At 64.2% G+C, this 24237-nt stretch carries 26 protein-coding genes and 4 pseudogenes; 18 read left to right on the top strand and 12 right to left on the bottom strand.

Translation table 11 applies throughout. The features are described 5' to 3' along the window. Positions 1–243 precede the first annotated feature (243 nt). Entirely contained in the window at positions 244–1455 is a 1212-nt protein-coding gene (locus QIY50_06385) for a trans-2-enoyl-CoA reductase family protein (GenBank protein ID WGV21838.1), read from the top strand. A gap of 167 nt (positions 1456–1622) precedes the next feature. Continuing rightward, positions 1623–2531: an alpha/beta fold hydrolase gene (locus QIY50_06380; protein ID WGV21837.1), complete on the top strand. Its 909-nt coding sequence runs from the start codon at positions 1623–1625 to the stop codon at positions 2529–2531. A gap of 127 nt (positions 2532–2658) precedes the next feature. Here the strand turns inward: QIY50_06380 and QIY50_06375 are convergent, their stop codons facing one another. From QIY50_06375 to QIY50_06360, 4 genes are read right to left on the bottom strand one after another with little or no spacing between them, the layout of a single operon-like run. Further along, complete coding sequence (locus QIY50_06375; protein WGV21836.1) at positions 2659–3000, bottom strand: HopJ type III effector protein; 342 nt, start codon at positions 2998–3000, stop codon at positions 2659–2661. Continuing rightward, the gene (locus QIY50_06370) at positions 2993–3289 is read right to left on the bottom strand and encodes a DUF1244 domain-containing protein (protein ID WGV21835.1); all 297 of its coding nucleotides are present in this window, start codon (positions 3287–3289) and stop codon (positions 2993–2995) included. The genes QIY50_06375 and QIY50_06370 overlap by 8 nt, the downstream gene beginning before the upstream one ends. Positions 3290–3298: 9 nt before the next feature. Further along, positions 3299–4036, bottom strand: a complete 738-nt coding sequence (gene folM / locus QIY50_06365; GenBank protein ID WGV21834.1) for a dihydromonapterin reductase — start codon at positions 4034–4036, stop codon at positions 3299–3301. Between the two features lie 33 nt (positions 4037–4069). Continuing rightward, on the bottom strand, positions 4070–4630 hold the full coding sequence (locus tag QIY50_06360; GenBank protein WGV21833.1) for an antibiotic biosynthesis monooxygenase: 561 nt from the start codon (positions 4628–4630) through the stop codon (positions 4070–4072). Positions 4631–4849: 219 nt separating this feature from the next. Here QIY50_06360 and QIY50_06355 point away from each other — a divergent pair. Further along, a pseudogene (locus tag QIY50_06355) lies at positions 4850–5786 on the top strand (MerR family transcriptional regulator). Here QIY50_06355 and QIY50_06350 read toward each other — a convergent pair. Then, on the bottom strand, positions 5771–6388 hold the full coding sequence (locus QIY50_06350; GenBank protein WGV21832.1) for a hypothetical protein: 618 nt from the start codon (positions 6386–6388) through the stop codon (positions 5771–5773). The pseudogene QIY50_06355 and the gene QIY50_06350 overlap by 16 nt on opposite strands. A 56-nt stretch (positions 6389–6444) precedes the next feature. Beyond that, entirely contained in the window at positions 6445–6873 is a 429-nt protein-coding gene (locus tag QIY50_06345) for a PAS domain S-box protein (protein WGV21831.1), read from the bottom strand. Positions 6874–7001: 128 nt separating this feature from the next. On the opposite strand from QIY50_06345, the gene QIY50_06340 reads away from it, so the two are divergent. After that, positions 7002–7457 carry a flavodoxin gene (locus QIY50_06340; protein WGV21830.1) on the top strand — a complete coding sequence of 152 codons (456 nt, stop codon included), beginning with the start codon at positions 7002–7004 and terminating at the stop codon, positions 7455–7457. Positions 7458–7604: 147 nt separating this feature from the next. On the opposite strand, the gene QIY50_06335 is transcribed toward QIY50_06340, so the two are convergent. Continuing rightward, positions 7605–8486, bottom strand: a complete 882-nt coding sequence (locus QIY50_06335; GenBank protein WGV21829.1) for a LysR family transcriptional regulator — start codon at positions 8484–8486, stop codon at positions 7605–7607. A 96-nt stretch (positions 8487–8582) separates the two neighbouring features. Between QIY50_06335 and QIY50_06330 the strand changes: the two genes are divergently transcribed. The 4 genes from QIY50_06330 to QIY50_06315 all read left to right on the top strand — a co-directional run bounded on the left by QIY50_06330 (position 8583) and on the right by QIY50_06315 (position 11852). Further along, a complete protein-coding gene (locus QIY50_06330; GenBank protein ID WGV21828.1) occupies positions 8583–8963 on the top strand; it encodes a CidA/LrgA family protein in 381 nt (126 codons plus the stop codon). Then, positions 8960–9646 carry an LrgB family protein gene (locus QIY50_06325; GenBank protein ID WGV21827.1) on the top strand — a complete coding sequence of 229 codons (687 nt, stop codon included), beginning with the start codon at positions 8960–8962 and terminating at the stop codon, positions 9644–9646. The genes QIY50_06330 and QIY50_06325 overlap by 4 nt, the downstream gene beginning before the upstream one ends. Positions 9647–9822: 176 nt before the next feature. Next, positions 9823–10728, top strand: coding sequence for an alpha/beta hydrolase (locus QIY50_06320; protein ID WGV21826.1), 906 nt, complete (start codon positions 9823–9825; stop codon positions 10726–10728). A 209-nt stretch (positions 10729–10937) separates the two neighbouring features. Beyond that, positions 10938–11852, top strand: a complete 915-nt coding sequence (locus tag QIY50_06315; GenBank protein WGV21825.1) for an SDR family oxidoreductase — start codon at positions 10938–10940, stop codon at positions 11850–11852. Positions 11853–12205: 353 nt separating this feature from the next. Here QIY50_06315 and QIY50_06310 read toward each other — a convergent pair whose 3' ends face one another. Then, positions 12206–12988, bottom strand: coding sequence for an IclR family transcriptional regulator (locus QIY50_06310; protein ID WGV23013.1), 783 nt, complete (start codon positions 12986–12988; stop codon positions 12206–12208). A 174-nt stretch (positions 12989–13162) separates the two neighbouring features. Here QIY50_06310 and hmgA point away from each other — a divergent pair. The 3 genes and pseudogenes from hmgA to maiA all read left to right on the top strand — a co-directional run bounded on the left by hmgA (position 13163) and on the right by maiA (position 16406). Further along, positions 13163–14465, top strand: a pseudogene (gene hmgA / locus QIY50_06305) (homogentisate 1,2-dioxygenase). 3 nt (positions 14466–14468) lie between these two features. Next, positions 14469–15761, top strand: coding sequence for a fumarylacetoacetase (gene fahA, locus QIY50_06300; protein WGV21824.1), 1293 nt, complete (start codon positions 14469–14471; stop codon positions 15759–15761). Between the two features lie 12 nt (positions 15762–15773). Further along, positions 15774–16406 carry a maleylacetoacetate isomerase gene (gene maiA / locus QIY50_06295; GenBank protein ID WGV21823.1) on the top strand — a complete coding sequence of 211 codons (633 nt, stop codon included), beginning with the start codon at positions 15774–15776 and terminating at the stop codon, positions 16404–16406. On the opposite strand, the pseudogene QIY50_06290 reads toward maiA, so the two are convergent. Beyond that, positions 16400–17207, bottom strand: a pseudogene (locus tag QIY50_06290) (tetratricopeptide repeat protein). The gene maiA and the pseudogene QIY50_06290 sit on opposite strands and share 7 nt — an antisense overlap. 123 nt (positions 17208–17330) lie before the next feature. On the opposite strand from QIY50_06290, the gene QIY50_06285 reads away from it, so the two are divergent. Continuing rightward, complete coding sequence (locus QIY50_06285; protein ID WGV21822.1) at positions 17331–18350, top strand: Glu/Leu/Phe/Val dehydrogenase dimerization domain-containing protein; 1020 nt, start codon at positions 17331–17333, stop codon at positions 18348–18350. A 124-nt stretch (positions 18351–18474) separates the two neighbouring features. On the opposite strand, the gene QIY50_06280 is transcribed toward QIY50_06285, so the two are convergent. Beyond that, complete coding sequence (locus QIY50_06280) at positions 18475–18738, bottom strand: YebG family protein (protein WGV21821.1); 264 nt, start codon at positions 18736–18738, stop codon at positions 18475–18477. Between the two features lie 230 nt (positions 18739–18968). Between QIY50_06280 and QIY50_06275 the strand changes: the two genes are divergently transcribed. After that, on the top strand, positions 18969–19439 hold the full coding sequence (locus QIY50_06275) for a phosphate-starvation-inducible PsiE family protein (protein WGV21820.1): 471 nt from the start codon (positions 18969–18971) through the stop codon (positions 19437–19439). Positions 19440–19442: 3 nt separating this feature from the next. Here the strand turns inward: QIY50_06275 and QIY50_06270 are convergent, their stop codons facing one another. Beyond that, positions 19443–19733, bottom strand: a complete 291-nt coding sequence (locus tag QIY50_06270; GenBank protein ID WGV21819.1) for a DUF3509 domain-containing protein — start codon at positions 19731–19733, stop codon at positions 19443–19445. Positions 19734–19854: 121 nt separating this feature from the next. Next, positions 19855–20202, bottom strand: coding sequence for an HPF/RaiA family ribosome-associated protein (locus tag QIY50_06265; GenBank protein ID WGV21818.1), 348 nt, complete (start codon positions 20200–20202; stop codon positions 19855–19857). Positions 20203–20434: 232 nt separating this feature from the next. Between QIY50_06265 and QIY50_06260 the strand changes: the two genes are divergently transcribed. From QIY50_06260 to QIY50_06240, 5 genes and pseudogenes are all read left to right on the top strand, one after another. Next, on the top strand, positions 20435–20740 hold the full coding sequence (locus QIY50_06260) for a DUF3649 domain-containing protein (GenBank protein WGV21817.1): 306 nt from the start codon (positions 20435–20437) through the stop codon (positions 20738–20740). Continuing rightward, positions 20737–22314 (top strand): PepSY-associated TM helix domain-containing protein, encoded by a 1578-nt coding sequence (locus QIY50_06255; GenBank protein ID WGV21816.1) that lies wholly within the window; start codon positions 20737–20739, stop codon positions 22312–22314. Before QIY50_06260 ends, QIY50_06255 begins: the two co-directional genes overlap by 4 nt. Then, positions 22314–22640 carry a DUF3325 domain-containing protein gene (locus QIY50_06250; protein ID WGV21815.1) on the top strand — a complete coding sequence of 109 codons (327 nt, stop codon included), beginning with the start codon at positions 22314–22316 and terminating at the stop codon, positions 22638–22640. Before QIY50_06255 ends, QIY50_06250 begins: the two co-directional genes overlap by 1 nt. 22 nt (positions 22641–22662) lie before the next feature. Beyond that, positions 22663–23220, top strand: a complete 558-nt coding sequence (locus tag QIY50_06245) for a sigma-70 family RNA polymerase sigma factor (GenBank protein ID WGV23012.1) — start codon at positions 22663–22665, stop codon at positions 23218–23220. Further along, a pseudogene (locus QIY50_06240) lies at positions 23217–24198 on the top strand (FecR domain-containing protein). The gene QIY50_06245 and the pseudogene QIY50_06240 overlap by 4 nt, the downstream one beginning before the upstream one ends. The last annotated feature ends 39 nt before the right edge of the window (positions 24199–24237 follow it).

The following is a 24237-nucleotide window of genomic DNA, read 5'->3' as shown; positions in this document are numbered from 1 at the left end:
TGTGCCGGCCTCTTCGCGGGCTCACCCGCTCCGACAGGTACTGCGCAGCCTTCAGGATTTGCGCTGTCCCTGTGGGAGCGGGCGAGCCCGCGAAGCGGCCGGACAGGAAAACCTCGGTTTTGAATCCCTCTGATCACCCCGTAATATGTGTCGGATAACCTGCGGGGGTAGTCTCACCCTCTGATCAACCGGAATCGCCCAAGGCGGCGCTTCCCCCGGCATAAACCTGACGAGGTACAGACATTGGCCATCATTCATCCTAAGGTTCGCGGTTTCATCTGCACCACGACTCACCCGAAGGGCTGCGAGCTCAACGTCCGTGACCAGATCGAAGCCACCCGCAAGCTGGGCGTGCGCGAGGATGGCCCGAAGAAGGTCCTGGTCATCGGTGCTTCCAGCGGCTATGGCCTGGCAGCCCGCATCACCGCGGCGTTCGGCTTCAAGGCCGACACCCTGGGCGTGTTCTTCGAAAAGCCAGGCACCGAGACCAAGGCCGGCACTGCTGGCTGGTACAACGCTGCAGCCTTCGACAAGTTTGCCAAGGCCGAGGGCCTGTACAGCAAGTCGATCAATGGTGACGCCTTCTCTGACGAAGCCCGTGCCAAGGTCATCGAACTGATCAAGAACGAAATGGGCGGCAAGGTCGACCTGGTCATCTACTCGCTGGCCTCGCCAGTGCGCAAGCTGCCGCAGACCGGTGAGCTGGTGCGTTCGGCCCTGAAGCCGATCGGCCAGCCGTACAAGTCGACCGCCATCGACACCAACAAGGACACCATCATCGAGGCCAGCATCGAGCCGGCTACCGAGCAGGAAATCGCCGACACCGTCACCGTCATGGGTGGCCAGGACTGGCAGCTGTGGATCGACGCCCTGGCTGGCGCCAACGTGCTGGCCGAAGGCGCCCGCACCGTGGCCTTCAGCTACATCGGCAGCGATATCACCTGGCCAATCTACTGGCACGGTGCGCTGGGCCAGGCCAAGCAGGACCTGGACGAAACTGCCCTGCGCCTGGACAAGAAACTGGCCGAAGAAGTGAAGGGCGGCGCCAACGTGGCGGTGCTGAAGTCGGTGGTTACCCAGGCCAGCTCGGCCATCCCGGTGATGCCGCTTTACCTGTCGATGGTGTTCAAGATCATGCAGGAGAAGGGTGTTCACGAAGGCACCCAGGACCAGCTGGACCGCATGTACCGTGACCGCATGTACCGTGCCGACGGCGCGCCGGCCGAGGTCGACGAAAAGGGCCGCCTGCGCCTGGACGACTGGGAACTGCGTGATGACGTACAGGATGCCTGCAAGGCGCTGTGGCCACAGGTGACCACCGAGAACCTGTTCGAACTGACCGACTACGCCGGTTACAAGAAGCAGTTCCTCAACCTGTTCGGCTTCGAGCGCGCTGACGTCAACTACGACGAAGACGTGGCTACCGAGGTGAAGTTCGACTGCATCGAGCTGTAACCGCTGCCGGCCTGTACCGGCCTCTTCGCGGGCACGCCCGCTCCCACAGGTTCCCCACTGCCTTCAAGCTTGGTGAGATCCCTGTGGGAGCGGGCAAGCCCGCGAAGAGGCCGGTACAGGCTGCAGAATCTTTGCTAGCTTTGGCGCACAACAACAGGGAATGTGCCATGAGCAGCCTCACCCAGCCCGCCACTGCCTTTCGCCACACCGCAGCCGACGGCTACAGCCTCGGCGGCTTCCGCTGGCGCCACGCCCGACCTGATCCCCAGCGCCCGCTGGTGATCATCAACGCTGCCACCTCGGTACGCTGCCGCTACTACTCGCGTTTCGCCGACTACCTGTTCGCCCAGGGTTGTGATGTGCTGACCTACGACTACCGTGGCATCGGCGAATCCCGACCGCTCTCGTTGCGCGGCTTCCAGGCGTCCTGGAGCGACTGGGGCCGGCTGGACTTCGAAGCCATGCTGGTGCACGCCGCAGAACATTTCCCGGGCCAGCCGGTGGACGTGGTGGGGCATAGTTTTGGCGGCTGCGCAGTGGGGCTGGCACCGTCGGCAAGCAAGGTGCGCCGGGTGGTGATGGTCGGTGCGCAATTTGCCTACTGGCGGGATTACGCGGTTGACCAGCGCTGGCAACTGTTCGGCAAGTGGCATGTGGTAATGCCGCTGCTCACCCGGTTGTTCGGTTACTTTCCCGGCAAGCGCCTGGGTTGGCTGGAGGACACGCCATCCGGCGTGGTGCACGACTGGACCACCCGTACCCCGCGCTATGAGCAGCGGCCCAGTGGGCGTGCGCTGGAGGCACTACCGTTCGCCCAGGTACGCGCGGCGACGCTGGCCATCAGCCTGACCGATGACCCCTTTGGCACTGTGGCGGCGACCGAGCGTTTGCTAGGTTATTTGCAGCGGGCCGAGCGCCAGCACCTGCGCATTGCGCCTGAGGATATCTCGGTCGAGGAAATTGGCCATTTCGCGTTCTTCCATGACCGGTTTCGCGAAAGTTTGTGGCCGGTGGCGTTGCAGTGGTTGCAGCGGGGTGGGTTGGCGGGTGACGTCCCAGGAAAGATCATGGGTTGATGCTGCCTGCACCGGCCTCATCGCCGGCAAGCCAGCTCCCACAGGGATATCATCAAGCCTGAAGGCAGTGGGGTACCTGTGGGAGCTGGCTTGCCGGCGATGAGGCCGCAAAGCGGCCCCGGCTATCTCACGGCTTGCGCGACAGCGGCAGCTCGGCAAACTTCACGCCCGCCAAACCATGCTTGATCAGCGCACGAATGTTGCCATGGTCGCTGCCCTCGGGTGTGGCCACCACGTCACGGTAGTGCTCGCCAAAGGCCAGCAGCGCTTCCTGGTCGCTCAGCCCTTCCAGCAACGCCAGGCCCAGAGTCTTGCAGGAACCTTCGTTCTGCCCGGCCGCATTTGCCACGCCGCCATTGTCGAAGGCCTGTGGCTGGTAGCTGTAGTTGTCGGCAATGAACGCCAGGGTGTCGGCAAACACGTGTTGGCCGCTGGCCAGGCTGGCGCGCAGGGTGTTCAGGTCAGTCACGGGGTTTTCCTTTTTCGAACGCCGCTTGCTGGTCGGCGCTGGCTTCTTTCTGGTATTGGGCTTTCCACTCGGCGTAGGGCATGCCGTACACCGCTTCGCGGGCGTCATCCAGGCTGAGGTCGAGCTGGCGCTCGTCAGCCGCGGCCTTGTACCACTTGGACAGGCAGTTGCGGCAGAAGCCGGACAGGTTCATCAGGTCGATGTTCTGCACGTCGGTGCGCTTTTGCAGGTGTTCGACCAGGCGCCGGAACGCGGCGGCCTCGAGTTCGAGCTGTTGCTGTGGGGTCATGGGCTTCTCTCAGGTCATGCGGTTCTTCAGGTGGCGGCCACCGTTGATGACCACCTGGCTGCCGGTGCTGTACTGGCTGGCGAGCAGGTACTTGACTGTCTCGATCAGCGGGCCGGCGCCGGGTTCGAACTCCAGCAGGGCCTTTTTCAGGGTTTGCTGGCGGTAGGCTTCGTCACCCCCTTCCTTGAGGATCAGCAGCCCGGGCAGGATACCGTTCACATGCACCTTGGGCGCATATTTTTCGGCGAACGACAGCACCATGTTCTGCAACGCGGCCTTGGTCGCGGCATAGCCGATGTGGCTTTTGCTGCCACGCGAAGAGGTTTCGTCGCAAATGTGGATGATGTCGGCCTTTTCCACCTTGGCCAGCAGGTCGCCCAGGGCCAGGTTGAGATGGTAGGGCGCTTCGACGTGCAGGCGGAACATGGTTTCGAGGTTTTCGAGGCCATCGTCGAGCCACAGCGAGGCGTTGTGGATGATCGCGCGCAGGCCGTCGTAATGGTTGTGCAGGTAGTCGATCAGGGCCTGGCGGTCAGCCGCCTGGCACAGGTCGGCCTGGAACTGCACGATGTTCGGGTGGGCCGCCTGTGGCTGGAGGCTTCGGCTGGCACTGACTACCGTATGGCCGGCCTGCGCCAGTTCAAGGGCCAGAGCCAGCCCGACGCGCTGGCTGGCTCCGGTAACGAGAATGGGGCTGTTCATGTTCGGGGCGGTCAACTTGTCTGTCCTTTGGTTGCCGCCCAGCATACCCGAACTATCTACCGTGTGTACGGCCTGGCCTTAGCGGCTGCGCAGGGCGCCAGCGGGGGCCGGGGATGCATGCAGCCAGCCGGCCAGCAGGCGGGTGGACAGGGGGATGAACAGGTAGACCATCACCGGCGTCAGGCCCAGGGTGCTGAGCAATACCCGTGGTACCAGGCCCAGTGCTGCCAGCCAGTGGCCGAACACCAGGTTGAATACCAGCGAGACCGGGAAGAAGGCCAGCCAGATGGCTACCGCCTGCTTCCAGCGCGGTGGTTTTTGCACCAGGTTGGTGCCAAACCAGTCGTCAATGCCGCTCACGCGCGCTTCTTTGGGGCGTTCGAACAGGCCGTTGCCGCGCTGCAGCCAGGCCCGGCGCGAGGCGGAATGCTCCCAGGCCTGCAGGGTCGGTTCGTCGCTGAAACGAAAGATGATCTGGAATTCGTCGCTGTCGCGGGGTGGCGCCAGGATGCCCGAGCCAAGGTAGCCGGGGAAGTCGGTGGCCAGCTGTTCGCCTTCATGCAGCCAGGCCAGCAGTTCCTGGTAGCGGCCATGGGCGGCGCGGCGCGACACCATCAGGGTGACGGGAGGGGTAGACATCGTGTATCTCCTGGCAACGGGGCTGGCGGGTAGCCGGCCCCTTTGGCTGTGTGGCCCGGGGTGGTGGGCAACGCAGGCGTGCATGCAAGAATCGGGCGCGGATTATCGCCCATGTGCGATCTTCGGCAACTGTCAGCCGGCAAACGGTTGCGGCACAGCGTGTGGTATTGCCGTAGTAGACTAGGTGTTCAACTTGGGCACACAAGGTACACCTTGCAGATGAACGAACAGGGACTGAATCCGGTTATCGATGCGGGCCTCGCGCAGCAGGACCTGTTTCCGATCCGTGAGGTTTCCCGCCTGACCGGCGTCAACGCCGTGGACCTTGCGCGCCTGGGAGCGCCGCTACGGTCTGATCCAGCCAACCCGCACCGACAGTGGCCATCGCCTGTATACCCAGGCCGACATCGATGATATCCGACGTATCCTGGGCTGGCTGGCGCGCGGTGTGGCGGTGAGCAAGGTTGCCAGCATCCTTGCGCGCGGCCACGCTGTTGCCGGGCAGGCAGGTGGCGCGACGGGCACCTGGGTGCACTGGCAGCAGCAGATTCGCCAGGCGCTACAGTGTTTTGACGTGGCTGGCCTGGACCGCCTGTTCGACGAGGTGTTTGCCGCCTGCGCCCTGGACCAGGTGTTCAGCGAAGTGTTCATGCCGGTCTGGCATGAACTGGCGGTCGGCCATGGCGGCTACGGGCAGCCCAGCGAGTGGCTGTTCTTCGATCAGTTCCTGCGTGGCCGGGTGTTTGCCCGCTTGCAACTTGCCCGTGCACCGCGCACCCACAAGGTGCTCCTGGCGCCGTTGCCGGGGCAGTGCCACGAGCTGGAATTGCTGGTGACCAGCCTGACCCTGGGCAGCGATGAAGTTGGCGTGACGCCACTGGCGAGCGGGCAGCCGCTGGCGGAGCTGACACTGGTCTGCGAGCGCCTGAAACCGGATGCCCTGGTGCTGTTTTCCCACCAGCCGCCCACCACGGAACTCACCCGGCGCCTGACGCGCCTGGTGGCAGGGCTGGAATGCCCGTTGTTACTGGCGGGTGAAGCGGCGGAACTGGCACAGGACAGCCTTGCTGGCAGCCCGATCGCCTGCCTGGGCGCGCAGGGCAGCGTTATGCGCCAGCGTTTGCGGCAATTTCTGGCCGGTCAGCTCGATACCTGAGTGTGAAGCTCGGGGTGGGCCCGGCGATGGGCCTGGAGGATGTAGTCGCGCAGGCGTTCGATCTCTTCGGCCGGACTTTGACTGAGGTCGTAGGCGGCCAGGTCCGGGCCGATGCGCCTGCCCAGCACGCCATGCAGTTCGATGGGAGGGATGCTGCCAGGGGCGAAGCGCAGTTCGAAGCGGGTTGGCGCCGCTGGCAGGCCACGGACTTCCAGCAACGTACCCTTGAACGAAATATCGCGAACCCACAGGCCGCTTTCCTGCCCATGGGCATCGAGCAGTGCACTCGGCTTTTCCATCGACAGGCGCCAGGGGCGCAGCATAGGGCCATCTTCGTAGATTTCCGGTGAGCCCAGTTGCAGGTGCAGGGCGTGGAATTCGTCTTCCACCAGTTGCAGCGGGAAGCTTATCTGCTGGTTGTTGAACTGGGCCTGCAGGGTTACCTGCTCGTTGGCGACCAAGCGGGTGAGCAGGCTCTGGATGCGGCGGTCGCCATTGACCAGCAGGCTCGACATGGGGTCGGCCAGGTTCAACTGCGGCGAATGCTGCATGTTCTGTATGAAATCCAGCTCGTCCTGGGTAAGGAGCGCTTCTGCTTGCATGATCGAACTCGATGGCGATTTCTTCAACGCGATTGACCGTGCGTGGCGTACTTGGTTCAGGTGCGTTCGTCGGGTTTCGGACGAACGCGCAGTTGCGCCAGTTCCCGCTCCAGTTCGACCTGGCGAGTGACGTCTTTCTGGATACCGATGAAGTAGGTGCGCTGTTCCGCGTCGTGCCTGACCGGGGTGATCGACAGTTCGTTCCAGAAGGCGCTGCCATCCTTGCGGTAGTTGCGCAGCACTTCGCGGCACGGCCGGCCTTCGGCCAGGGCCTTGCGAATGCGGGCGCGGCCAAGCTGGTCGCGGTCTTCGGCCTGCAGGAAGCGGCAATCCTGATAAAGGATTTCGTCACGGCTATAGCCGGTCAGGCGTTCGAAGGCCGCGTTCACATAGATGAGAATGGTGTCGTCGCCTTCCTGTTCGGCGACCACGATGCCGTCATTGGATGCATCGACCATGGATTGCAGCAGTTGCGCGTTGATCATGTTCGGGCCGTTGAGTAAACAAGGGTGCGAAGCAGGGTTGAGGATGGTGACTTTGGTAGAGGCGGCCTTTTGCCAGCGCCGGATGCTAGTATCCTACGTTTTCACTCAGTTTCGGAATCCTCTACCCGATGAAAGTCGCCATTATTTCCGGATCGGTCTACGGCACCGCCGAAGAAGTCGCCCGCCACGCTCAATCGCTGCTCAAGGCTGCAGGCCTGGAGGCCTGGCATGCGGCGCGCGCTACCTTGCAGGACCTTGAAGGTTTTGCCCCCGATGCCTTGCTGGCCGTGACCTCGACCACTGGCATGGGCGAACTGCCGGACAACCTCATGCCGTTGTACAGCAGCATTCGTGACACCCTGCCTGCGGCCTGGCGTGGCCTGCCAGGCGCGGTGATTGCGTTGGGTGACAGCAGTTATGGCGATACCTATTGCGGTGGTGGCGAGCAGATGCGCGAACTGTTTGCCGAACTGGGCGTGCGGGAAGTGCAGCCGATGCTGCGCTTGGATGCCAGCGAGACGGTGACCCCGGAGGCGGATGCAGAGCCTTGGTTGGCTGAGCTTGTTCAAGCACTGAAGGCCTGACTCGAGGCTTCACGCGATCCCTTGTAGGAGCGGCCTTGTGTCGCGAAAGGGCTGCGCAGCAGCCCCAGGATTGGGCAGCGCAGCAGGTATTGCTGGGGCTGCTTTGCAGCCCTTTCGCGACACAAGGCCGCTCCTACAGGGATCGCGTCAGCCGTGATGTTCGCGTAGTAAAGACAACCACGCCTGCGCCGCCCGTGACAGGTACGCACCGCGCCGCCAGATGAACGCGATATCCCAACGCAAATCCCCCGGCGAGCGCAGCGGCAAGCGCACCACACCTGGGCGCTCCAGCGCTTTTGCCACCACACGGGGCAGCAACACCACGCCCTGGCCCGCCGCCGCCAGCGCCGCGAGGAAGTCCGCCTGGCCGCTGCGCCCGCCTTCCTTCGGAGTAAAGCCCTGCTGCTGGCACGCCTTCAGCAGCCGGTCATTCAGCACGAAACTGCGCTGGTAAAGCAGGAACGGCGTATCAGCCAACTGCCGCAGGTCCACTCCGCCTTGGCTCGCAAGCTCATGACCGGCCGGCAACAGGGCGTCCATCGGTTCGTTGCAGAACGGCTGATAGTCGAACGCCTCGTCAGCGGGCGTCAGGCTACCACCCAGCTCCAGTTCGCCACTCCGGACCGCCTGTTCGATACTGCGGCTGCCGCCTTCGAGCAAGTGCACCGCGATGTTCGGGTGACGCCGCCGATACTCGGCGAACAACCCGGCGAACAGCGCGTCGCTGCCCAGCATCGGCAAGCCCAGGCGCAGCTCGCCGCGGGCCATCTGGCTGAGATCGTCCAGTTCGCCGAGCAGTGCCTGACGCTGGCGCAGCAAGGCCTCGCCGCGCTCCAGCACGATGCGCCCGGCAGCGGTCAGGTGCAGCTGCGAGGCCTGGCGCTCCAGCAGTGGCTGGCCCACATCTTGCTCCAGCTGGGCCACCTGTTTGCTCACCGCCGACTGGCTGATGTGCAGGGTCTGCGCCGCCTGGGTAAAACCGCCGCGGTGGACCACTTCGATAAAGCTGCGCAGCTGTTTGAATTCCATGATCGCAATTCCATTCTGGAATGGCGTTCAGTCTAACAATTCGCTTCTGGCCTACACAGCCGAATCTTAAAATGAGGGCCTGTCGAGGACTCCCCCATGAAACCCGCGTTACTGAAAAAAGCCCTGCGCCTGCTCGTCGAGCTGGCGATCCTCTGTGGCCTGTTCCTGCTCGGCGGCCAGCTTGCCACCTGGCTGGGCTGGCCGATTCCCGGCGGCGTAATGGGCCTGGCATTGCTGCTGTTGCTGTTCGCCTCGGGTGTGCTCAAGCCGGCCACGCTGCAACTGGGCGCCGGCTGGCTGATGGCTGAGATGCTGCTGTTCTTCATCCCGGCGTTGATGAGCCTGCTCGATTACGGCGCCCTGATCCGTGACGAGGGCTGGCGCATCCTGCTGGTGATCGCGGTGAGCACCCTGATGGTGATGGTGGTGACCGCACTGACTGTGGAACTGGTGTGCCGCTGGAGGTATGCGCCATGAGCCTTGAACCCATGCCGCTGTTCTGGCTGGCCCTGACCTTGCTGGCCTACCTGGGCAGCCGCTGGCTGTACCGGCGCAGTGGCCGCTACCTGCTGTCGCCACTGATTCTGGTGCCGGTACTGTTGCTGGCGGTGGCCGTGCCGTTGCACACCGCCTATGCCGAGTACGCCCGCAACACCCACTGGCTGATGAGTGTGCTTGGCCCGGTAACCGTGGCATTCGCGGTACCGATCTGGCAGCAACGCGGCATGCTGGCGCGCCACTGGCCGGCGCTGATGGTGGGTATGGTCGCCGGCAGCAGTGCTTCGATCGCCAGTTCCTGGGGGCTGGCGCATCTGTTGGCGCTGGACAGCGCGACCAGCCTGTCGCTGGTGCCGCGGTCGATCACCACACCTTTTGCCATGCCACTGGCCCACGACCTGGGCGGCGTACCGGAGCTTACGGCAGTGTTCGTGATGTTCACCGGTGTGCTGGGGGCGATGTTCGGCGGCGTGCTGCTGCGCTGGTTGCCGCTGCGCACGCCGCTGGCACGGGGTGCGCTGTTCGGTGTCGGCGCCCATGGCGCCGGGGTCAGCCGGGCACAGGAGGTGGGCCGCGAGGAGGGCTCGGTGGCCGGCCTGGTCATGGTCCTTACCGGGCTGCTGAACCTGTTTGCGGCACCGCTGCTGGCCATGCTGCTCTGACCGTTCGTGCCACTGACTCGCCAAGTCATCAAGCTGGCTGACAACGCAAGTCCCAGCCCTTGGACCGCTGGTTAGACTCAGCCTCGACATAGAGAGCACATGTATGTGCCGAGGTGACATGCAATGACCGCAGCCTTGCTCTATTCCGCCATCACCACTTCACCGGGACCGTTCTGATGCCCATGGCCGAAATTCCATTGTGCATCTGGCGTACCCGGGGACAGAGTTTCGATTTCCGGGGCCAGAGCATCCGCTACTGGACCGCAGGGCAAGGAGAGCCCTTGCTTCTGTTGCACGGCTTCCCCACCGCCAGCTGGGATTGGCGCTACCTTTGGGGGCCTTTGACCCAGCGCTTTCGGGTGATCGCCTGCGACATGCTCGGCTTCGGCGATTCGGCCAAGCCGGTCGATCACGTCTACAGCCTGATCGAGCAGGCCGACCTGCAGCAGGCCTTGCTCGCCGAACTGAAGGTCGACCAGCCAGTACATCTGCTGGCTCATGATTACGGCGGCAGTGTGGCTCAGGAACTGCTGGCGCGGCATCATGAACAGCGCGCCGACATCGCCAGTTGCGTGTTCCTCAACAGCGGGTTGTTCCCCGAAAGCTGCCGCATGCTGCTGATCCAGAAGCTGCTGCTCAGCCGCCTGGGCTGGCTGGTAGGGCGCTCGTTCGGGCGCGACGATCTGGTGCGCAGCGTGACTCAGGTCTACGGCCCGTGTACCTACCCCAGTGAGAGCGTGCTGGATGACTTCTGGAGCCTGATCGTCGCCAATCATGGCACGCGCATCCTGCACAAGCTGGTGGGTTACATGCCAGAGCGCAGGTTGCATCGCGCCCGCTGGGTTGGCGCGATGCAGCGCCAAGGCGTGCCGCTGCGCTTCATCAATGGCGTGGTCGACCCGCTTTCCGGCGGGCACATGGTGGAGCGCTACCGGCAACTGGTGCCGGAGCCCGACACCGTGCAGTTGCAGGGCATTGGCCATTACCCGCATACCGAAGCGCCGGTGCAGGTGCTGCGCCATTACCTGGCCTTTCGTGAACAGTCGCTGAACCATTCCCGGCAGAAAGTGGCGTGCTCCTGACCGGGCCTCATCGCCGGCAAGCCGGCTCCCACAGGTCTTGAGGTTGGCGCGTTCGGTGTGGGAGCTGGCTTGCCGGCGATGGGCCGCACAGCGGCCCCATAACCATCGCCCTGCGTTATTGCCAGGCATTCAGCCTGCGTGAGCTTGATTGTCCACCCACCGCTTGCGGCGGACACTCGGCTGACCTGAACCTGCCTGGAGCCATGAGCATGAGCGAGCCTGTCCGTCTGCAAGATCGCGTGGTGATCGTCACCGGAGCCGGCGGCGGCCTGGGCCGTGCGCATGCGCTGTTGTTCGCTTCGCGTGGCGCCCGGGTGGTGGTCAACGACCTTGGCGGCTCTACCCACGGTGAAGGTGCCAGCGCCTCCGCCGCCGACCGGGTGGTAGAGGAGATCCGCGCTGCCGGGGGCAGCGCAATCGCCAACCATGATTCGGTCAGCCATGGCGCGCGCATCGTCGAGCAGGCCCTGGACAGCTTCGGCCGGGTCGATGTACTGGTGAACAATGCCGGCATCCTGCGTGACAAGACCTTCCACAAGATGGACGACAGCGACTGGGAGCAAGTCTATCAGGTGCATGTCGAGGGGGCTTACAAGGTCACCCGCGCTGCCTGGCCGCACCTGCGCGAGCAGAACTGGGGGCGGGTGATCTTCACCGCTTCCACCTCCGGCATCTACGGTAACTTCGGCCAGGCCAACTACGGCATGGCCAAGCTGGGCCTGTACGGGTTGACGCGTACCTTGGCAATCGAAGGGCGCAAGCATGGCATCCTGGTCAACGCCATCGCCCCCACGGGTGGCACGCGGATGACCGAAGGACTGATCCCGCCCCAGGTGTTCGAGCGGCTCAAGCCTGAGCTGGTCAGCCCACTGGTGGTGTACCTGGGCAGCGAGCAGTGCCAGGGCACTGGCGAGCTGTTCGAAGTGGGTGGCGGCTGGGTGGGCAAGGTGCGCTGGGAGCGTAGCCTGGGGGTAGGCTTCGATCCTCGCGAAGGTTTTACCCCGGAACAGGTGGCGGAGAACTGGGCACGGATTGGCGACTTCGATGGAGCGGTACACCCGCAAGACAGCTTGCAGGCGTTGCAGCAGATGATGGCGAATTTGCAGAAGTATCCGCTGGGCTGAGCTTTGTACTACCTGTGCTGGCCTCTTCGCGGGCTTGCCCGCTCCCACAGTGATATCACCAAACCTGAGGGCAGTGATTCCCTGTGGGAGCGGGCAAGCCCCGCGAAGAGGCCAGCACAGGCGACGGAAATGTTCAGGGCAAATAAAAAAGGCCGCTGCAAGCCGCAGCGGCCAATCGAGACGTTAGATCAAGGAGCTTCAAAATCTACGTCGGTGAACCTCGCAGGCCTGAAAGGCGGGGGGGAGAGCCCTTCATGCCGGCCAGTGAGTTAAGAATAAGCGCCTGATCCTGTGGGAAAAATAGCCGCTTATGACATTCACCTTTACGTATCGGGCAATAGTGCCGCAGGCGTTCAGCCTGCGGGCGAATAGCCCATGCGCCAGCTGGTTTCCCGGGCTGCCGCCAGCAGCCGTTGAGCCGCCGGGCCATGCTCGTCGGCATGGAAGATCGACGTAGGCCCGACCACGGTCATCACCGCGGCGATCTGCCCCATGGCATTGAACACCGGGGCCGACAGCGCGTCCACGCCCGGCATCAACAGCCCATGTACATGGTGCAGACCACGTTGACGAATGCCCGCCAGCACCGGCTGGTAGTCGGCAGCGCTGTGCTGCAGGGCGGCCAGTTCCCGGTCACGCAACTCCACGGTCTCGCGCTCGGGCAGGTAGGCGGCAAACACCAGCCCTGTAGACGACGTGAGCAGCGGCAATACCGAGCCGATCTGCGTTACCACGGTGACCGCGCGCACTGCCGGCTCGATGCTGACCACTGTCGCGCCCTGGTTGCCCCATACGGCAACGAAGCAGCTCTCGTTCAGTTCATCGCGCAACTGCGACAACGGCAGCGCGGCAATCTTCAGCACATCGATGCTGCCCAGTGCCGCCAGCCCTACCCGAAGTGCCTCGCGCCCCAGGCCGTAATGGTTGGTGGCCGCATCCTGCTCGGCAAAGCCGCTGGCGATCAAGGCCTGCAGGTAGCGGTGCACCTTGCTCGCCGGCATTTGCACGTGTTCCGCCAGGCGCGACAGGGAGGTGGACGGGGAGAGCTCGGCAAGGGCCTTGAGGATGTCGGTGCCGACCTCCGCCGAGCGGACTTTCTGCTTGCCGTTGTCGGCGGGGGAGCTGGCTTTGACCATGGACATTTACTTCCGGATTCTTCGAGTCGCGCCTTTATAGCTTGACGCATTGTTCGTAGCAAATTACGTTATTCGTAATCTGATTACGATAAAAACAATGCAGACGCGCTGCCATCCCGCCCCGGGCCAGCAGCCAGCTGCCAGCAACGGCTCGGCCAGAGCCCGGAGGCATCGATGAATCGCGATACGTCACCCGACCTTCACTACCTCAGCGGCTTCGGCAACGAGTTTGCCAGCGAAGCGCTGCCAGGGGCCTTGCCGGTCGGGCAGAACTCGCCGCAGAAGGCGCCTTATGGGCTGTATGCCGAGTTGCTTTCGGGCACGGCGTTCACCATGACCCGCAGCGAACTGCGCCGCACCTGGCTGTACCGTATTCGCCCGTCTGCCTTGCACCCGCGTTTCGAGCGCCTGGCGCGCCAGCCGCTGGCCGGCCCGCTGGGGGCCATCACCCCCAACCGCCTGCGCTGGAACCCCCAGCCGATCCCCGCCGAGCCGACCGACTTCATCGAAGGCTGGCTGCCCATGGTGGCCAACGCCGCTGCAGAAAAGCCGGCCGGCGTGAGCATCTACATCTACCGCGCCAACCGTTCCATGGAACGGGTGTTCTTCAACGCCGACGGTGAACTGCTGCTGGTGCCGGAACAGGGCCGCCTGCGCATCGCCACCGAGCTTGGGGTGATGGACGTCGAGCCGCTGGAAATCGCCGTGATCCCGCGTGGCATGAAGTTCCGTGTCGAACTGCTCGACAGCCAGGCCCGCGGCTACATCGCCGAAAACCACGGCGCGCCGCTGCGCATCCCGGACCTGGGCCCGATCGGCAGCAATGGCCTGGCCAACCCGCGTGACTTCCTTACCCCGGTGGCGCGCTACGAAGAGGCCGAGGGCCCGGTGCAACTGGTGCAGAAGTTTCTTGGCGAACACTGGGCTTGCGAACTGCAGCACTCCCCACTGGACGTGGTCGCCTGGGCACGGTAGCAACGTGCCGTACAAGTACGACCTGCGCCGCTTCAACACCATCGGCACGGTCAGCTTTGACCACCCGGACCCGTCGATCTTCACTGTACTGACTTCGCCGACCAGCGTGCATGGCCTGGCCAACATGGACTTCGTGATCTTCCCGCCACGCTGGATGGTGGCCGAGAACACCTTCCGTCCACCATGGTTCCACCGCAACCTGATGAACGAATTCATGGGCCTGATCAACGGTGCCTACGACGCCAAGGCCGAGGGCTTCGTGCCGGGTGGTGCCTCACTGCACGGGGTGATGAGTGCCCATGGCCCCGACGCTGAAACCTGCGAAAAGGCTATTGCTGCCGACCTGGCGCCGCACAAGATCGACAACACCATGGCCTTCATGTTCGAGACCAGCCAAGTGCTGCGCCCGAGCCTGCAAGCCCTTGAATGCCCGCAGTTGCAGGCCGACTACGATAGTTGCTGGGCCACCTTGCCGAGCACCTTCAACCCGAACCGGAGATAACCCATGAACCAGACCGCCATTGCCCGTAGCTGGGTCGAGCACGCCAACGGGCACAGCGACTTCCCGCTGCAGAACCTGCCGTTGGGCATCTTCAGCCGGCCGGGTGAAGCCAGGCGCTGTGGCGTGGCCATCGGCGACGCGATCCTTGACCTGGAGGCGGTGTTGGCCGCCGGCCTGTTCGACGGTGCCGCCAAGGCCGCCGTCGAGGCCACCCGTGGCGGGGCGCTGAACGCCTTCTTCGCCCTCGGCCGCGGTGCCCGCGTTGCCCTGCGCGAGCGCCTGCTGGTGCTGCTGGGCGAGCACAGCGAACACCAGGCTGCGCTGCAGGCCGCACTGTATCCAGCCAGCGCTTGCCAGCTGCATGTACCGGCGCAGATCGGTGACTACACCGACTTCTACGTGGGCATCGAGCACGCCAAGAACGTGGGCAAGCTGTTCCGCCCCGACAACCCGTTGCTGCCCAACTACAAGTACGTGCCAATCGGTTATCACGGCCGCGCCTCGACCATCCGCCCGTCCGGCACCGATGTGCGCCGGCCCAAGGGCCAGACCCTGCCGGCGGGGCACACCGAGCCAAGCTTCGGCCCCTGCGCGCGCCTGGACTATGAGCTGGAGCTGGGTATCTGGATCGGCCAAGGCAATGACATGGGCCAGGCAATCCCGGTAGGCGATGCCGCCGAGCACGTGGCCGGCCTGTGCCTGCTCAACGACTGGTCGGCGCGTGATATCCAGGCCTGGGAATACCAGCCGCTGGGCCCGTTCCTGTCCAAGAGTTTCATCACCACCGTCTCGCCCTGGGTGGTCACCGCCGAAGCGCTGGAGCCGTTCCGCTGTGCCCAGCCGGCGCGCCCGGAAGGCGACCCGCAGCCATTGTCGTACTTGCTGGACAAGCGTGACCAGGCCGCCGGTGCATTCGATATCGAGCTCGAGGTACTGCTGCTGACCGAGCGCATGCGCGAGCAAGGCCTTGCCCCGCAGCGCCTGGCCCTGAGCAACACCCGCAGCATGTACTGGACCGTGGCGCAACTGGTCGCGCACCACAGCGTCAACGGCTGCCAGCTGCAACCGGGCGACCTGTTCGGTTCGGGCACGCTGTCGGGCGCCACGCCAGGTTCGTTCGGCAGCCTGCTGGAGATCACCGAAGGTGGCAAGCACCCGGTGGAACTGGCCAGCGGCGAGGTGCGCAGGTTCCTCGAAGACGGCGACGAGATCATCATGCGCGCCCGTTGCGCGCGTGATGGCGTGGCCAGCATCGGCTTCGGCGAATGCCGTGGCACGGTCATTCCGGCCAACTGAGGAGGCACGGGCATGGAGCTGTACACCTATTACCGTTCCACCTCGTCCTACCGGGTGCGCATTGCTCTGGCACTGAAGGGGCTGGCCTACCAGTCCCTGCCGGTCAACCTGCTGCAGGGTGAGCAGCGCGGTGAAGGTTATGTCGCCGTCAACCCGCAGGGCCGCGTGCCTGCCTTGCGCACTGACGGCGGTGAGCTGCTGGTGCAGTCGCCGGCGATCATCGAGTACCTGGAAGAGGTTTATCCACAGCCCGCGCTGCTGCCTGCCACGGCCGAGGCGCGCGCCAAGGTGCGGGGCGTGGCGGCGATCATAGGCTGCGACATCCATCCATTGCACAACGTCAGCGTGCTCAACCGGCTGCGTCAGGCCGGCCAGGACGAGAGCCAGGTCAACCAGTGGATCGGCCACTGGATCAGCCAAGGGCTGGCGGCAGTGGAGCAGCTGATTGGTGATCACGGCTTCTGCTTCGGTGATGAGCCGGGCCTGGCGGATGTCTACCTGATTCCGCAGTTGTACGCGGCCGAACGCTTCAACATCGACCTCGACAGTTTCCCGCGCATCCTGCGGGTTGCCGCCCTGGCGGCGGGGCACCCGGCGTTCGCCCAGGCCCACCCGGCACAGCAGCCGGACAGCCCGGCTCAGTGAATGGAACGGTTCGCCGCCGGAAGCCTGCCGATACGTTCGGACAGTTTCAGGCGCTGGACCGGGTCTTCGGTCAGCAGTAACGCATGCTCCAGGTCGAAGCGCTCGGCCTGTGGGCAATCCAGGTGCTGGTAGAGCGAGGCGCGGGTCACGTAGTCGCTGGCCTGTACCGGCCCCAGTTGCATGACCCGTTCGGCATCGATCAGCGCCGCCAGGTGGTCGTCGTTGCTGATGTGCAACTGACGCAGGTTGCGTGACAGGCGTTGCAGCATCTGCTGCGGGCTGGCGCTGCGCATGTGTTCGCCAGTCAGCGCCAGCTGCGGGCCGAACTGGCGCGCCAGCAGCTCCCGGCAATCGTTGGGGTACAGGCGCCGGCCCCCGCAGGGGTCAAGCAGATGATCGGCACCCGGTACGCGTAGCAGGAAATGGCCAGGGAAGCCTACGCCCTCAAGGGGAATGGACAGGCGCCGGGCCAGCTCCAGGGCGAGGATGGCCAGCGCCAGCGGTTGGCCTCGGCGGCGTTGCAGTACCTTGTCCATCATCGCAGCATGGCGGGCGCAGCGGGTGGTATTCATCCTGCTGGAAGCCCAGGGCATTGAGTTGGCGCAGCAGTGGCTGGGCCAGTTCGCACAGCGGCAGCATCGGCAGGTTTGCGCTGATCTCGCGCTGTAGCGCCTGCAGCATGGCAAGGCTGGCCGCGGGCTCGACGCTGCGGTCGTGCTCGGCGGCAATCCATAATGCGGCTTCCAGCAGGGCGACGGGCTCGCGTTCCAGGCAGGCCAGGCAGGCTTGACGTGGCTTCATGGGCTTCTCCACACACGCTTGAGTATTAGCCGTGGCGCGTGGTTTCGTCCAGTGGTCCGGCGGCGGCGCCAGCCCAAGGGCCGTGCCTATACTGGAAGGAGCACCTCTCAGGGGAGCCTGTCGATGTTCGCGCTGATGCAAAGCACCCGTACCCAGTCGCTGCACTTGTTCACCGACCCGCCCACCGGGTTGAAGGCTGTGGTGGCGATCCACAGTGAGCAGTTGGGCCCCGCGATGGGCGGTTGCCGCTATCTCCCTTATGCCGATGATGAAAGCGCCATGACCGACGCCATTCGCCTGGCCCAGGGCATGAGCTACAAGGCGGCGCTGGCCGGCCTGCCACTGGGGGGCGGCAAGGCGGTGATCATGCGCAACCCGCATGTGGAAAACCGCGCCGCGCTGTTCGAGGCCTTTGGCCGCTTCATCGACAGCATGCAAGGGCGCTTCATCATCGCCGTGGACAGCGGTACCTCGACCCTGGACATGGACTGCATTGCCCAGAGCACCCCCCATGTGACCAGCACCACGGCCTCGGGAGACCCCTCACCGCATGCGGCGATGGGGGTTTTTGCCGGCATTCGCGCGACCACTTCGTTCCGCCTTGGCAGTGATAACCTGCAAGGGCTGCGGGTGGCGGTGCAAGGGCTGGGTAATGTCGGTTATGCGCTGGCGGAGCAACTGCATGCGGCGGGGGCGGACCTGCTGGTAAGCGATCTGGACCCTGGGCGGGTGCGGCTGGCGGTGGAGCAGTTCAATGCCCATCCGGTGACCAACGATGCCTTGATCAGCACGCCTTGCGATATCTTTGCCCCTTGCGGCGTGGGGCCGGTGTTGAACGGGCAGAGCGTGATGCAGCTGCGTTGCGCGGCAGTGGCGGGTTCGGCCAACAACCAGCTGACCACCTTGCAGGTAGCTGACCAGCTGGAGTCGCGCGGGATACTGTATGCGCCCGATTACGTAATCAATGCCGGTGGGTTGATCTACGTGGCACTTACCCATCGTGGCGAAGACCTGGGAACCATCACTGCGCACCTGGCGCGGATACCTTCACGGCTGACCGAAGTGTTTGGCCATGCACAGGCTGAGAAGCGCTCGCCGGCGCGGGTGGCGCAGATGCTGGCGGAGCGGTTGTTGTACGGCTGAAAATCAACGTTGGCCTTGCTGGCCTATTCGCGGGTAAATCCGCTCCCACAGGTATCGCACAGGTCTTGAACACTGTGGAGTACCTGTGGGAGCGGGTTTACCCGCGAAGCAGGCGCCGTCGATATCACTCGACTGCACCGCCCTCGAGCAACTCGGCCAATGCATCCGGCTGGCTCTTGAACGCACGGGCGAACACATCGCGATTCTTGGCCATGTAGATACCGGCTTCCTCGACCTGCTGTTCGGTCAGCGAGGGCACTGCCTTGTGCAGTACTTCGGCCAGGCGCTCGGCCAGTTCGAGCATCTTGTCGTGACGGTCTGCTTCGGCCTTATCCATGAACAAGCGCTCCGGGTCGCGGCTGCTGCGGTACACCACTTCGACGGCCATTCATCACCTCTATGCCTTTTGCTGGTTGTGTCACGATTTACTGTATCTATATACAGTAATGGCATTTGCCACCACCACGCAACCTGATTCTTCTGCCAAAAGCCTAGTACACAGGTGCCTTGCGGCAATCGGTCGCCTTCCAAGCCAGGGGCCTGGCCCTTTAACTGCATGGCACAAGCGTCACACCGGTGACGCATCATCCTTCAAGACGTATCGGGGAATGGAACATCGTGAACATCAAATGGGCAGAAAAGCTGCGCAAGGGCCTGCACGGCTCGGCCGACTCGCTGGGCAACCTGTGCGTCGAGGCATTCCACTACCTGGCACTGTTCGGCATCGGCGCGATCACCGCCTATGCGGCGGTGGTGACGTTCATGGACATGCTCGGCAAGGGCGAGGTCAGTGTCGATGACATCCTGCTGCTGTTCATCTACCTGGAGCTGGGCGCGATGGTCGGCATCTACTTCAAGACCAACCACATGCCGATCCGCTTCCTGCTGTACGTGGCCATCACCGCACTGACCCGCCTGCTGATCGGCGATGTCTCGCACCACAAGGCGCCGGACGCGGGGCTGTTGTACGTGTGCGGTGGCATCCTGTTGCTGGCGTTCGCAATCCTGGTGGTGCGCTACGCCTCGTATCGCTACCCCTCGACCAAAGTGCTGGATGCCAGCGGCAAGGAAGTGGAGGAGGGCAAATAACCCTCAGTTGGCGATGAAATGACGCGGCTCGTGGCGGGCGTCACGGGTCAGCGCGGCCAGCACCTGCAGGGGGTTCTGGCTGTGTTCGATGGCCAGGCCCAGGCGGATGCTGTCGATCACCCGCTGCAGGCGCACCGGGTCATTGCGCTGGGCCTGGGTGATGAGGCGCTTGGCGACCACGCCAGCGTTGTCGGAAAGGGTCAGCATGATGCTGCCGTCGAGGTTCGCAATGCTCAGGTTGACCCGGTATTCGGGGGCGAATGCAGCACTGATTCGTTCGAATGGGTTGTTCATGGTCATGCTTCTGCGGTGAATGATTGCAGAAGTTGACCGGGGAAGTTACCTGTTGGTTCAGCGCCACCGATCGATACAAACGAAAACGCCCGGCATCAGGCCGGGCGTTTTGCATTGCCGATCAGGCGTCCGGGTCACTCAGTTCCAGGGCGCCGCGCTTGCTGCGAAGCTTGCCGTAGAAGTGTTCCAGCGCATGGTTGAGCTTGGTGGCGGCACCATCGACCGCCTGGTCCAGCGAAGTGGCGGTGTGGGTCACGGAAATCGGTTGGTGGCCTTTGGGGCGAGCCTCCATCTGGCAGCGTTTGTCATGCGGTCCGGGCTTGGCGCCGTTCTCGTCGCGCAGGTGAACCTCGATGCGGGTGAGGTCGTCCTCGTAACGTTCCAGCGAGTTCTGCAGTGTGCTGCGGACCCACTGGTCGAGCCGGGCATTGCCTTCGAAATGGTTGCTGCTGTTGACCTGGATTTGCATGATTCAATCCTTATTCAGCTTGCTCGCATGGAGACGCGCCTAGGCCTTTGAGACCCTTGGTATTTCTGCGTCTCTTGACTCTAAGGTCAGGCAACGGCGAAACGAATTCAAGCCCTTTTTGAAAATAAATTTCTTGTTGCATTCTGGGCGACAGGCGGCACATCGCTCAGTCTTTGCTTATGAGAATTGAAATCATTATTATTGCAGGCCCGTAAACGCCCGGACCTTCGCCATGACGCGCAAAAACGCCGGCCTCTCGCCTAGCTATCGCCTGGCCGTGACCTCACGCAGCCTGGCCGCGCTGCTGGGCGGCTACGTGCTGGCGTCCGCGGCCAGCGTCTGCATTGCTCTGGTAGCGCCGCTGCCACGGGTTGATGCGACGCTCACTGGCCTGCTGCTGTCATTCGTCTTCTACCTGCTGGCGTTCATCTGGTGCTTCGCCTGCCGCAGCGCTTTGCGCGCATGGCTGGGTGTGCTGGCGCCAAGCGTGCTGCTGGGGGTGATCAGCGGGTTGGCCTACTGGATGAAAACCCCATGAAAGAAGGCTTCCGCCAGGCAATGGCCTGGCTGCACACCTGGACCGGCCTGATCTTCGGCTGGCTGTTGTTCGCCATCTTCCTCACCGGCACGCTGTCGTATTTCAAGGAAGAAATCACCCATTGGTCGCAGCCAGAAGTGCACCGCCATGCGCTGGACCCGGCCCATAGCCTGGAGGTGGCCCAGCGCTACCTGCAGGACAACGCCGGGCACTCGGGCACCTGGCTGATCCGCATGCCCAACGCACGCGAGGCCGCCTTGAGCGTGGGCTATCGCGACCCCAATGGCGGGCCGCGCGGCTTCGCCAGCAAAACGCTCGATACCCAGACCGGCCAGCCGGTAGAGGCTCGCGACAGTCGCGGTGGCGAGTTCTTTTACCGGTTCCACTTCCAGCTGCAGATGCCATACCCCTTCGGCCGCTGGCTGTCGACGTTCTGTGCCTTGATCATGCTGCTGGGGCTGGTCACCGGCATCATCACCCACAAGAAGTTCTTCAAGGAGTTCTTCACCTTCCGCCCCGGCAAGGGCCAGCGCTCGTGGCTGGACGGGCACAACGCCATCGGCGTGCTGGTGCTGCCGTTCCACCTGATGATCAGTTACAGCAGCCTGGTGCTGTTCATGTACATGGTGATGCCGGCGGGCATCATGGCCGGCTATGGCAATGACACCGGCAAGTACTTCAACGACTTGTTCGGCCGTAACGATGCGCCCAAGGCGGCCCATGTGGCCGCGCCGCTGGTACCGTTGCCAAGCCTGTACGCCAAGGTGCAGGGCCTGCAACCGGGCGCGCGTATCGGCCGTATCCAGGTGGAAAATGCCGGCGACAGCAATGCCCGCGTCACTTTCACCCAGTCCGCGGCCGACCATGTGGCCTATCGGCGCAGCGCCAACTGGACCTTCGATGGTGCCAGCGGTGCGCTGCTGAGCCAGGGCAAGCCGGAAAGCGGTGTAATGATGGCCGCCTTCAGCTTTGCCGGCCTGCACATGGGCAACTTCGCCGGGCCTTGGCTGCGCTGGCTGTACTTCTTCTTTGGCTTGGCCGGTACTGCGGTGATCGGCACCGGGCTGGTGATGTGGCTGGGCAAACGCCAGCTCAAGCATGCCGGGAGCGAACGCCTGCCGGGCGAACTGCGCCTGGTCGAAGTGCTGAATATCGCCAGCATGAGCGGTCTGCTGCTGGCCGTGGCGGGCTTCTTCTGGGCCAACCGCCTGATCCCGACGGGTGTCGAAGGCCGAGCCGACTGGGAGGTCAATGCTTTCTTCACCGCCTGGGGCCTGTCGCTGGTACACGCCATGCTGCGCAGCGGGCGCCGGGCGTGGGGCGAGCAACTGGCGCTGGGCGCGCTGGCCTTTGCCTTGCTGCCGCTGCTCAATGGCCTGACCACCGGCCAGGGCCTGAACCATTCGCTGCAGGCGGGTGACTGGGCCATGGCCGGCTTCGACCTGACCGCGCTGGGCACTGGCCTGTTCCTGGCCTGGCTGGCCGGCAAGATGTTGCGCAGCCCAAAGCCAATGGCCAAGCGCGCCTCTCGTGCAGCAAAGAAGCCAAGCACTCAAACGGCGGGGGCGAGCTGATGCTGGGTAATGCACTGATCGCTTACGCCGGCTTCGTTGCCCTGTGCCTGGCCATGGAAAAACACTTCGTCGACCTGCTCGGGCGCAAGCCGCGCCACGGGCAGTCGCGTCTGTTGCGCAGCGTCGGCTGGCTGCTGCTGGTGCTGTCGCTGGTGTTCAGTATACAGCTGCGGGGCTGGGCCCATGGCCTGGTGGAGTGGACCGCCGTGCTGATGGCCGGGGTGACCCTGTGGGTGTTCGGCCTGCCCTACCAGCCCCGCCTGTTGCTGGGCCTGGCCGCCGCCAGCGTGGTGCTGGGGCCGTTGCTGGCCGTGTTCGCCGAGTGAACCGGTGAGCGAGCCGGGCGACATGATCGAGGCGGATGCCGAAAGCGGCGGCGGGCGTGCGCGCTTCGTCCAGGTGTTCCAGGCTCAGCGGGCCCGCATGGAGGCACTGGTGAGCCGCCGGGTCGGCTGCCGGGCCACGGCATCGGACCTGGTGCAGGAGCTGTTCCTGCGCTTCTGGCGCCGGCCCGAGGTCAAGGTCGAGGCGCTGGACACTTACCTGCTGCGTTGTGCCGGCAACCTGGCCATCGACCACTTGCGTAGTGAAGGCAGCCGCGAACGTGCGGCCGAAGCAGTGCTGCCGCTGGATGACGCGGCCATGGCCCAGGCACCGGAGCAGGCCGTGGAGGTAGACCACGACTTGCAGCGCATCGAGGCTGCCTTGCGCGCCTTGCCTGAACGTACCCGGCAGATCTTCCTGCTCAACCGTATCCACGGCTGCAAGTACGGTGAGATCGCCAAGGCCATGCAACTGTCCCAGAGCGCTGTGGAAAAGCATATGATGCGCGCCCTCGAAGCGTGCAAGGCGAGTGTTGCCGAGCCCGCGTCCACCCCACGCCGGCCAGGGAGCGCCCGTCGATGAGCCGATTACCGCCGATCACCGAGGCGCAGTCCCGGGCCGCGCTGCAATGGCTCAGCCGGATCAACGAGCAGCCCGCGCAGGCTGAGGGAGCGGCGTTCAAGCGCTGGCTGCTGGCCGACCCTGGGCACCGTGTGGCCTATGACCAGGCCAAGGTGCTGTGGCAGAGCAGCGCCGCTCCGGCGGCGCTGCTGGCCGCTGAAGAAAAGGAAGCCCTGCAACGTTACCTTGATGCGATTGGCCAGGCCGCCGGCCCGTGGCGCTTGGTGGCGGGGAGCAGCGCTGGCGATGGCGGCCTGCATGGTGCTGGCCGTCGGCGCTGCTGGTGGCTGGCATCCGGGTTACTGGTTGCAGGACTTGCGATCGGATTACAGCAGTGCCAGGCACGTTCGCCAGGTGACCTTGGCCGACCAGTCGCAAGTGACACTTGATGCGGCCAGTGCAATTGCGGTCGATTTCGCCCACGGCGAGCGTCGTGTGCGGCTACTACATGGCGCGGCGTTCTTTCAGGTCACCCATACCGGCGAGCCGTTCCTGGTCGAAGCGGGTGGTGGCGAGGTGCGGGTGCTCGGTACCCAGTTCGAGGTACGCGAGCAGGGCGAGGGCGCCGAGGTCACGGTGCGCAGCGGGCGTGTGGCGGTGCGCCCGTCGCAGGGCGCCTTGGCGCGTGAACTGACGGCCAATCAGCAGGTGACATACTCCGCAGGCCAGGTCGGTGATACTCAATCGGTGGACAGCGACAACCGCCTGGCCTGGCGCCAGGGCTGGCTGAATTATTACCAGGTGCCGCTGGCGCAGGTGGTCGAGGACTTGGCGCGCTATTACCCGGGGCGCATCCTGTTGCTCGATGGTGAACTGGGGCAGCGCAAGGTCAGTGGCAGTTTCCCCGTGGCCGAGCCGTTGCTTGCGCTGGATTCGCTGGGCAAGGTAATGGGCTTTTCGCGGCAGACCGTGCTGGGGCGGTTGACCCTGATCCGGTAGTCGCCTTTGCGGGCCTCTTCGCGGGCTTGCCCGCTCCCA

Source organism: Pseudomonas putida, assembly GCA_029953615.1.
In the GTDB taxonomy this organism is placed as follows: Bacteria; Pseudomonadota; Gammaproteobacteria; order Pseudomonadales; family Pseudomonadaceae; genus Aquipseudomonas.
Note: the sequence above shows the minus strand (reverse complement) of the source record. Positions and strands in the feature narration are given on the sequence as shown.

What these genes read in the sequence shown, in the direction of transcription:
- QIY50_06380 (WGV21837.1), top strand. Translation starts at nt 1,623, where the DNA reads ATGAGCAGCCTCACCCAGCCCGCCACTGCCTTTCGCCACACCGCAGCC.
- QIY50_06370 (WGV21835.1), bottom strand. Translation starts at nt 3,289, where the DNA reads ATGACCCCACAGCAACAGCTCGAACTCGAGGCCGCCGCGTTCCGGCGC.
- folM (WGV21834.1), bottom strand. Translation starts at nt 4,036, where the DNA reads ATGCTGGGCGGCAACCAAAGGACAGACAAGTTGACCGCCCCGAACATG.
- QIY50_06360 (WGV21833.1), bottom strand. Translation starts at nt 4,630, where the DNA reads ATGTCTACCCCTCCCGTCACCCTGATGGTGTCGCGCCGCGCCGCCCAT.
- QIY50_06350 (WGV21832.1), bottom strand. Translation starts at nt 6,388, where the DNA reads ATGCAAGCAGAAGCGCTCCTTACCCAGGACGAGCTGGATTTCATACAG.
- QIY50_06345 (WGV21831.1), bottom strand. Translation starts at nt 6,873, where the DNA reads ATGATCAACGCGCAACTGCTGCAATCCATGGTCGATGCATCCAATGAC.
- QIY50_06340 (WGV21830.1), top strand. Translation starts at nt 7,002, where the DNA reads ATGAAAGTCGCCATTATTTCCGGATCGGTCTACGGCACCGCCGAAGAA.
- QIY50_06335 (WGV21829.1), bottom strand. Translation starts at nt 8,486, where the DNA reads ATGGAATTCAAACAGCTGCGCAGCTTTATCGAAGTGGTCCACCGCGGC.
- QIY50_06330 (WGV21828.1), top strand. Translation starts at nt 8,583, where the DNA reads ATGAAACCCGCGTTACTGAAAAAAGCCCTGCGCCTGCTCGTCGAGCTG.
- QIY50_06325 (WGV21827.1), top strand. Translation starts at nt 8,960, where the DNA reads ATGAGCCTTGAACCCATGCCGCTGTTCTGGCTGGCCCTGACCTTGCTG.
- QIY50_06320 (WGV21826.1), top strand. Translation starts at nt 9,823, where the DNA reads ATGCCCATGGCCGAAATTCCATTGTGCATCTGGCGTACCCGGGGACAG.
- QIY50_06315 (WGV21825.1), top strand. Translation starts at nt 10,938, where the DNA reads ATGAGCGAGCCTGTCCGTCTGCAAGATCGCGTGGTGATCGTCACCGGA.
- QIY50_06310 (WGV23013.1), bottom strand. Translation starts at nt 12,988, where the DNA reads ATGGTCAAAGCCAGCTCCCCCGCCGACAACGGCAAGCAGAAAGTCCGC.
- fahA (WGV21824.1), top strand. Translation starts at nt 14,469, where the DNA reads ATGAACCAGACCGCCATTGCCCGTAGCTGGGTCGAGCACGCCAACGGG.
- maiA (WGV21823.1), top strand. Translation starts at nt 15,774, where the DNA reads ATGGAGCTGTACACCTATTACCGTTCCACCTCGTCCTACCGGGTGCGC.
- QIY50_06285 (WGV21822.1), top strand. Translation starts at nt 17,331, where the DNA reads ATGTTCGCGCTGATGCAAAGCACCCGTACCCAGTCGCTGCACTTGTTC.
- QIY50_06280 (WGV21821.1), bottom strand. Translation starts at nt 18,738, where the DNA reads ATGGCCGTCGAAGTGGTGTACCGCAGCAGCCGCGACCCGGAGCGCTTG.
- QIY50_06270 (WGV21819.1), bottom strand. Translation starts at nt 19,733, where the DNA reads ATGAACAACCCATTCGAACGAATCAGTGCTGCATTCGCCCCCGAATAC.
- QIY50_06265 (WGV21818.1), bottom strand. Translation starts at nt 20,202, where the DNA reads ATGCAAATCCAGGTCAACAGCAGCAACCATTTCGAAGGCAATGCCCGG.
- QIY50_06260 (WGV21817.1), top strand. Translation starts at nt 20,435, where the DNA reads ATGACGCGCAAAAACGCCGGCCTCTCGCCTAGCTATCGCCTGGCCGTG.
- QIY50_06255 (WGV21816.1), top strand. Translation starts at nt 20,737, where the DNA reads ATGAAAGAAGGCTTCCGCCAGGCAATGGCCTGGCTGCACACCTGGACC.
- QIY50_06250 (WGV21815.1), top strand. Translation starts at nt 22,314, where the DNA reads ATGCTGGGTAATGCACTGATCGCTTACGCCGGCTTCGTTGCCCTGTGC.
- QIY50_06245 (WGV23012.1), top strand. Translation starts at nt 22,663, where the DNA reads ATGATCGAGGCGGATGCCGAAAGCGGCGGCGGGCGTGCGCGCTTCGTC.